The sequence below is a fragment of the Intrasporangium sp. genome (genome assembly GCF_051961875.1).
Classification (GTDB): Bacteria; Actinomycetota; Actinomycetes; order Actinomycetales; family Dermatophilaceae; genus Intrasporangium_A.
This window is the reverse complement of sequence record NZ_JBQCCV010000139.1, coordinates 1-7,329: the sequence shown is the minus strand read 5'-3', so window position 1 is coordinate 7,329 and position 7,329 is coordinate 1. Positions and strand designations below refer to the sequence as shown.

Below are 7,329 nucleotides of genomic sequence, written 5' to 3'. Positions count from 1 at the left end.
CGGCCGACAACCCCCCGCGCCGCCCCCGGGGGGGGGGGCGCCCTCCGGGGGGGGTCGCGGCGGGCGTGGGGGGCGGGGGGGGGGGGGGGGGGGGGGGGGGGGTTGGGGGGGGTGGGGGGCGCGCCGCCCCCCCCCGCCCCCCACAACCCCCGGATTCTCTTCCCCTCGGCGCGGCGTCATGGTGTGCTGGGAGAACCGTCGAGACCCGCGGGAGGCAGGGATGAAGGCAAAGGTCGGAGACGCCATCACCATGACGACCGAGCACGTCGGGCAGGCCAACCGGCACGGCACGATTCGCGAGGTCCACGGCCCGGACGGCGGGCCGCCCTACCTCGTCGAGTGGTCGGACGGGCACACCGGGCTGATCACGCCCGGGCCGGGCTCCGTGCTCCGCGTCGACACGCAGCAGGCCGAGGGCCAAGCCGCGACCTGATCGGCCGCATCCGCTGCGTCGGCCGCCTCAGAGTTCGAGCGCGCGGACGACCGGCACGCCGGCCCGGTAGGCGATGTGCAGGTGGCTCGGCGCGTCGATGACGGCGAGCTCGGCCGGCTGCCCCGGTGCCACGCACCGGTCGAGCCCGAGCGACCGCGCGGAGACCGCGGTGGCCGCGTGCAGCGCCTCGGCCGGTGTCATCCCGAGATCACGCACCGCGAGGGCGATGGCAAACGGGATCGACGACGAGTAGCACGTGCCCGGGTTGCAGTCGGACGCGAGCGCGACGTCGACTCCCGCGTCGATGAGCCGGCGCGCATCGGGATACGGCGAGCGGGTCGAGAACTCGACGCCGGGCAGGAGCGTCGCGACGGTGGTGCCGCGGGCGGCCGCGAGCGCCTCGACGTCGTCGTCGCTGAGGAAGGTGCAGTGGTCGACGCTCGCGGCGCCGAGCTCGCAGGCGAGCTGGACACCCGGCCCCGGCCCGAGCTGGTTGCCGTGGACGCGAAGGCGCAGGCCCGCGGCCCGGCCCGCCTCGAGGATCGTGCGGGCCTCGTCCCCGTCGAAGGCGTGCGCCGAGTGGGGCTCGCAGAACACGTCGATGTATGCCGCTGTCCCCGGTCCCGCTGCCTCGATCGCCTCGATCATCGGCCCGGTCACGAGATCGATGTAGGCCACTCGCCGGTCGGAATACTCGGCCGGGACGACGTGGGCGCCGAGGAAGGTCGTGTGCGGCGTGAACTCGCGCGCGATCTGCAGCGAGCGCAGCTCGTCCTCGACGGTCAGGCCGTAGCCGCTCTTGATCTCGACCGTCGTCGTCCCCTGGGCCCGCATCTCCGCGACGCGAGCACCGACGAGCGCCCGCAGCTCGTCGTCGGAGGCATGCCGGGTCGCCTCGACGGAGACCCGGATCCCGCCGCCGTCGTAGCGGGTTCCGCTCATCCGGGCGGCGAACTCCGCCGACCGGTCGCCGGCGAAGACGAGGTGGGTGTGCGAGTCGACGAAGCCCGGGATGACCGCGCGCCCACCGAGGTCCGTGCGGCGGTCGGCGTCGGGCGCGAGGACCTCGGGGCCGACCCACTCGATGACCCCGTCGGTGACCACGATGGCGGCGTCCCGGATGATCCCGAGCAGCCGGTCGCCCGGGTCGGCGCCGGGCCCCGAGTGGGCGGCCGAGCGCATCGGGTCGTTCGTGGTCAGCTCGGCGATCCCGGTGATCAGGTGGCTGCTCACTGGGCGGAGTCCCCGACGACCCGGTGGATCGAGGTGCCGAGGAGACGACCCACGTCGCCCAGCCGGTGCCGGCCCTCGGAGACCACGACCTCGCCGCCGACGACGACCGTCGAGACGTCCGAGGCGACGCCCGCATAGAGGATCTGCTCCGGCGCCGCGCCGGCCGTGTTGACCGTGTCGGTGCGCACGGTGATGAAGTCGGCGAGTGCACCCTTCGACAGGTGCCCCCCGTCGGACCAGCCGAGAGCCCGATACCCGTTGAACGTCGCCGCGAGGAGCAGGTCCGCGGGCGAGAACCGGTCGCGCTCGTTCGACACCAGGCGCTCGTGCATCTCGAGGCCGCGCAGCTCCTCGAACGGGTCGATGACGACGTGCTGGTCGGTGCCCAGGCTGATCGGCGCCCCGGCGTCGTGCAGCGACCGTCCCGGCCCGATCCCGTCGGCGAGGTCGCGCTCGGTCGTCGGGCAGAAGCAGGCGCCCGTCCCCGTGCCGCCGATCAGCTGGATGTCCCGGTCCGTGAGGTGGGTGGCGTGCACGGCGGTGAGGCTCGCGCCGAGGGCACCGGCCTCGTCGAGCAGCTCGGTGGGCGACTTGCCGTAGAACATCTGGCAGGCGAGGTTCTCGCCCGGCTGCTCGGACAGGTGGATGTGGAGCGGCATGTCGGCCGCGGCCGCGACGACCTTCGGCAGGTCCTCGCGGCGCACGGCGCGCACCGAGTGGATCGCCGCGCCGAGCCGGACCCGATCGGTCTCGAGCCGGCGGGCGGACATCCGCGTGGCCCAGGCGTCGACCGAGCCGTCGCTGAAACGCAGCTGGCCGGGATGGAGCTCGACGTGGCCACCGCCGTTGAGCCCGCCCTCGAGATAGCACGTGTCGAGAAGCGTCATCCGGATGCCGGCCTCGTCGGCGGCGTGGCGCAGCGCGAGGCTCATCGCGTTGGGGTCGCCGAACGGCTTCCCGCCGGGGCGGTGATGCACATAGTGGAACTCCCCCACCACGGTGATGCCCGCGGAGACCATCTCGGCGAAGACCGCCCGGGCCAGCGAGAAGTACGTGTCGGGGTTGAGGTGCGCGGCTACGGCATACATCTGCTCGCGCCAGCTCCAGAAGTTGCCACCGCCGCCGTTGACGCGACCACGGAGGGCGCGGTGGAAGGCATGGCTGTGCGTGTTGGCCATCCCCGGCAGCGTCACGCCGTCGAGGCGCACGTCGTCGGGCTGCGGGTCGACCCCGCTCTGGATCTCCTTCAAGATCCCGCCAACCTCGACCAGACGCACCTTGTGCGCGAAACCGCTTGTCAGCCAAGCGTGCTCGCACCAGTATGCCGTCATCGCGCATCGTCCTTCCGTCGGCAGAGATCGGCGACGACCGCCGTCAGGGCCACGACCCCATCCTCGCAGTCGCTGGTCTCGGCATGCTCCGCGGGTGAGTGGGACACACCGGTCGGGTTGCGCACGAAGAGCATGGCTGCGGGGACCCCGTGGGTGGCGAGGATGCCCGCGTCGTGCCCCGCGCCGGTGGCGAGGTGGGGCGCATCGGGGAGTATGCCGCTGAGCCGGGTCACGAGGTCGCCATCGAAGGTGGTGGGCGGGGTCCACGACTCCTCACTCGTCGTCGCGCCCGCGCGCGAGGCCTCCTGCTCGATGTCGGCGACGGTCGCCCGGACCGCGCCGTCGTCGGCCCCACGCGCGTCGAGCCAGGCCGTCACGTGGCTCGCGATGGCGTTGACGCCGCCCGGCTCGACCCGCACCTTGCCGACGGTCGCGACGCAACCGCGCTGAGCGGCATACGTCCTCGTCGCCTGGACCACACCGGCGAGACCGAGCATGGCGTCGTGACGGTCGGCGAGGCGGGTCGTGCCCGCGTGGTTCGCCTCGCCGGGGATGTCGATGCGCCAGCGACCGTGCGGCCAGATGCCCGTGCCGATCGCGACCGCCCGCGCGCTGTCGGTGAGGTCCTCGGTGCCGTCCGGTGCGAGGGCGAGGGCCTTGCCCTGCTCGACGTGGAGCTCGACGAAGGCGGCGACGCGGCGGAGGGCCTCGGGATCGGGGCCGAGCGCGCTCGGGTCTCGGCCCGCGGCTCGCCACGCCTCGGCCATGCTCGTGCCGTCGGCGTCGGTCAGCGCGAGGGCACGATCCGCAGTGAGGGCGCCGGTGATGAGGCGGGAGCCGGCGCAGGCGATGCCGAAGCGAGCGCCCTCCTCGTCGACGAAGTTCACGACGCCGATCGGGAGGTCGGGAGCGGCCCCCTGCGCGCGGAGGGCGTCGATCGTCGCGAGGGCGCTGACCACGCCGAGCGGGCCGTCGAAGGCGCCGCCGTCGGGGACGGAGTCGAGGTGCGAGCCGATCACGACGCCCGGGGTGGTGTCGGGGTCGCCCCACCAGGCCCACTGGTTGCCGGCGCGGTCCTCGGTCAGGTCGAGGCCGCGAGCCGCGCACTCGGCCGCGAACCACTCGCGCAGCTCATGGTCGGCCGAGGTCCAGGCAAACCGTCGGTAGCCGCCAGAGCCGCGGTCGCGCCCGATCGGCTCCAGGGCGGACCACATCGTCGTGAAGTCGCTCCCCATGGCCCCCATTCCACACTGTTTGCTCGCGTTGGGGCGCTCTACGGACCGCCGAATATGTCTCAGTTGAGAGACAACCGCGTCCATCGGTGCGGCCCCCCCATCTCGTCGAGTGAGCACTCCGCCCCACCCGTCACACGCACCCTTCGTCGAGTGAGCACTGCGCCCCACCCGTCACATCGGGTCGGCTTCCTCGACGGGAGCCGCTCGGCGCACGAACTCGAGGAACCGGGCGGCGGCTGGGGCGAGTGCGCGATCGCTGCGCCACGTGAGGCCGACCGTCCGCTCCGCCCCGGCGGCGGCGAGGGGCAGGCCGACAGTCCCGGATGTCCCAGCGAAACCCTCCGGCAGGACGGCGACTCCGAGACCCGAGCCGACGATGCCCTCGATCGTCGCGAGATCACCGATCTCGAAGGCCACCCGGGGCGACACCCCGGCGGCCGCGCAGAGCTCGTCGACGAGGGTGCGGAAGCCGAACCCCTTCGGGACGGTGACGAGGTCCTCTTCCTTGAGGTCCGTGAGCCGTGCCCGCCGACGACCGGCGAGCGCATGTCCCCGCGGCACGACCAACGCGAGCCGCTGGGTCTGCAGGGGCACCCATCCGTGTGTGCCGGCGGGCCGCGGCGAGGTGATGGCCACCTCCGACACCCCGCCGTCGAGATCGGCCAGGATCTCGTGGTTCGGCTCCTGGCGCAGCACGACCCCGACGTGCGGCGCCTCGTCCCGGAAACCGCGAAGCAGGTGTGGCACGACCGAGGTCGCCATGGAGTCGAGGAACGCGAGCCGGACGGTCCCGGAGTCGGGGTCCAGCAGGTCGGTCAGCTGCCGACGCAGCTCCTCGTAGCGATCGGTGATCTCGCCGGCGGCGGCGATGACGAGCTGTCCGTAGGCATTGGCTCGGACCCCCTTGGCATCCCTCTCGAAGAGCCGCACCCCAAGGTCCGCCTCCACCCGCGAGATGGCCCTCGACAGCGTTGACTGCGTCATCCCCAGGGCAGCGGCGGCATCCGTCACCTGGCCCAGGTCGTGGACGACCAGGAGGCGGGCGAGGTCCTCGATGTGCATCCCAGGATGCTACGCGGGACATGCGTCCTGTGCATGGAGCGCTCGCCTCACATGCATTTGATACATAGCTGGGCATGGGGGCACAGTCGACGGATGACCTCGACCGTCGCCTCCCCGCCGTTCCCCGGCTACCGGACGAGCGATCCCCAGTACCGGCGGATCGCGGCCGCGCTCTTCGCGGCCGGCGTGGCGACGTTCGCCCTGCTGTACAGCACCCAGGCGCTCCTGCCGGAGCTCGCCGAGTCGTTCGCCCTCTCGGCCGCGTCGAGCACCCTGTCCCTCTCCGTGACGACGGTCGGGCTCGGCATCGCCCTCCTCGTCGCCGGCCCGCTCTCGGAGGTCGCGGGCCGGACCCGCCTCATCCACCTCTCGCTCGCCGTCTCGGCGCTGGTCGGGCTGGCCTGTGCGGTGGCACCCGGCTGGCATGCCCTTCTCGCTCTGCGCCTCCTCCAAGGGGTGACCCTGGCCGGCCTGCCCGCGGTCGCCACGGCATACCTCCGCGAGGAGCTCCACCCAACGGTGCAGGCGCGCGCCGCGGGCCTCTACATCGGAGGGACCGCGCTCGGCGGGATGACCGGCCGGCTCGTCACCGCTGCCATCGGTGAGGCGGCCGGCTGGCGCTGGTCCCTCGCCGCGATCGCCGCCGTGGGACTCGTCTGTGCGGTGGCCGTCAGGGTCCTGCTGCCGGCCTCGCGCAACTTCACCCCGGCCCCGGCCCGGGTCGGTCACCTGCTGAGGCTCATGCGCGGCGCCCTGTCCGACCGGGGGCTGCTGGCGCTCTATGCCATCGGCGCCTGCTCGATGGGCGCCTTCGTCGCCACGTACAACGCGATGGGATTCCGCCTCGTCTCGGCCCCGTTCCACCTCGGCCTCGGCGCGGCCGGACTGGTCTTCCTCGTCTATCCGGTCGGCACCGTCGCGTCGACCGTCGCCGGACGGCTGGCGGACCGCTACTCCCGGCGAGCCGTCGTCCCGGTCGGCTGTGCCGTCTTCGCCGCCGGCCTCCTGCTGACCCTCCCGAACTCGCTGCCCGTCGTCGTGCTCGGGCTCGCCGTGATGACGGGTGGGTTCTTCACCGTCCACGGCGTGGCGAGCGGCTGGGTCCCCGCCCGCGCCTTCGCCGGCCAGGTCGCGCCCGGCCCGGCCGCCTCGCTCTATCTCTTCGCCTACTACCTCGGCTCGTCCGTCTTCGGCAGCCTGTCGGGCCAGGCCTGGTCCACCGGCGCCTGGCCGGCAGTCCTCGTCCTCGGCTTCGGCCTCGTCGCGGTCGTCGGGGTGCTGACCGCACTGCTGCAGGTCACGCCGTCGCTCGACCCGCACCGCCGCTAGGTGTACTGACCGGAAGGGGCCTGGGTCTGGACGCGCCTCGGCGCCCCTCACTCCCGAAGCATGGCGAGGGCCGCGCCTACAGTGGCATCGTGACCGAAGACCACCAGACGGCCCGCCCCGACGCCGAGGGCGACGCGACCCCAGCCATCGAGGCGGCCAAGGCGGCCGGCATCGACTTCGACGTGCGCCGGATCGGCCGCGTCCGCAGCCTCGAGGAGGCAGCCGCCGCCTTCGGCATCGCACCGCGCGACCTGATCAAGACGCTGGTGGTGCGCAAGTCGGAGGGCGAGCACGTCTTCGTCCTCGTCCCCGGGGACCGGGTGTTCTCCTGGGCCAAGGTGCGCCAGCTGCTCGGCACGAACCGGATCTCCATGCCCGACGCGGCGGCGGCCAAGGAAGTCACCGGCTACGAGCGCGGGACGATCACACCGTTCGGGGCGAAGCAGCCCCTGCCGGTCATCGCTGACACGCACCTGGTCGGCCGGCGCATCAACCTCGGCGGCGGCGCCCACGGAGTGGGCCTCACCGTCCACGGGGACGACGTGATCCGCCTGTTCGACGCGACGGTCGCCGACATCTCCGACACCGAAGGCACCGAACCGGCCTGACGCGGCACTCCGACCCGGCAGTCGCGACACCGCACTCCCGATCCCGGTCGACACACCGAGCAGCGGCCAACCCCCGACGGAAATACCCATCGGGAGTG

The 7,329-nt window shown here is 73.0% G+C and carries 7 protein-coding genes; 3 read left to right on the top strand and 4 right to left on the bottom strand.

What is annotated here, in order from left to right:
• Positions 1-220: 220 nt before the first annotated feature.
• Positions 221-433, top strand: coding sequence for a DUF1918 domain-containing protein (locus tag ACTHJJ_RS08320; RefSeq protein ID WP_440302473.1), 213 nt, complete (start codon positions 221-223; stop codon positions 431-433).
• Between the two features lie 27 nt (positions 434-460).
• Here the strand turns inward: ACTHJJ_RS08320 and hutI are convergent, their stop codons facing one another.
• The 4 genes from hutI to ACTHJJ_RS08300 all read right to left on the bottom strand — a co-directional run bounded on the left by hutI (position 461) and on the right by ACTHJJ_RS08300 (position 5,294).
• Positions 461-1,666 (bottom strand): imidazolonepropionase, encoded by a 1,206-nt coding sequence (gene hutI, locus ACTHJJ_RS08315; protein ID WP_440302472.1) that lies wholly within the window; start codon positions 1,664-1,666, stop codon positions 461-463.
• Positions 1,663-2,997, bottom strand: coding sequence for a formimidoylglutamate deiminase (locus ACTHJJ_RS08310; protein WP_440302471.1), 1,335 nt, complete (start codon positions 2,995-2,997; stop codon positions 1,663-1,665). The genes hutI and ACTHJJ_RS08310 overlap by 4 nt, the downstream gene beginning before the upstream one ends.
• Positions 2,994-4,232: an allantoate amidohydrolase gene (locus ACTHJJ_RS08305; RefSeq protein ID WP_440302470.1), complete on the bottom strand. Its 1,239-nt coding sequence runs from the start codon at positions 4,230-4,232 to the stop codon at positions 2,994-2,996. The genes ACTHJJ_RS08310 and ACTHJJ_RS08305 overlap by 4 nt, the downstream gene beginning before the upstream one ends.
• A 171-nt stretch (positions 4,233-4,403) precedes the next feature.
• Positions 4,404-5,294 (bottom strand): LysR family transcriptional regulator, encoded by an 891-nt coding sequence (locus tag ACTHJJ_RS08300; protein ID WP_440302469.1) that lies wholly within the window; start codon positions 5,292-5,294, stop codon positions 4,404-4,406.
• Positions 5,295-5,387: 93 nt separating this feature from the next.
• Between ACTHJJ_RS08300 and ACTHJJ_RS08295 the strand changes: the two genes are divergently transcribed.
• A complete protein-coding gene (locus tag ACTHJJ_RS08295) occupies positions 5,388-6,623 on the top strand; it encodes an MFS transporter (protein ID WP_440302468.1) in 1,236 nt (411 codons plus the stop codon).
• Between the two features lie 89 nt (positions 6,624-6,712).
• Positions 6,713-7,231 (top strand): aminoacyl-tRNA deacylase, encoded by a 519-nt coding sequence (locus tag ACTHJJ_RS08290; RefSeq protein ID WP_440302467.1) that lies wholly within the window; start codon positions 6,713-6,715, stop codon positions 7,229-7,231.
• Positions 7,232-7,329 lie beyond the last annotated feature (98 nt).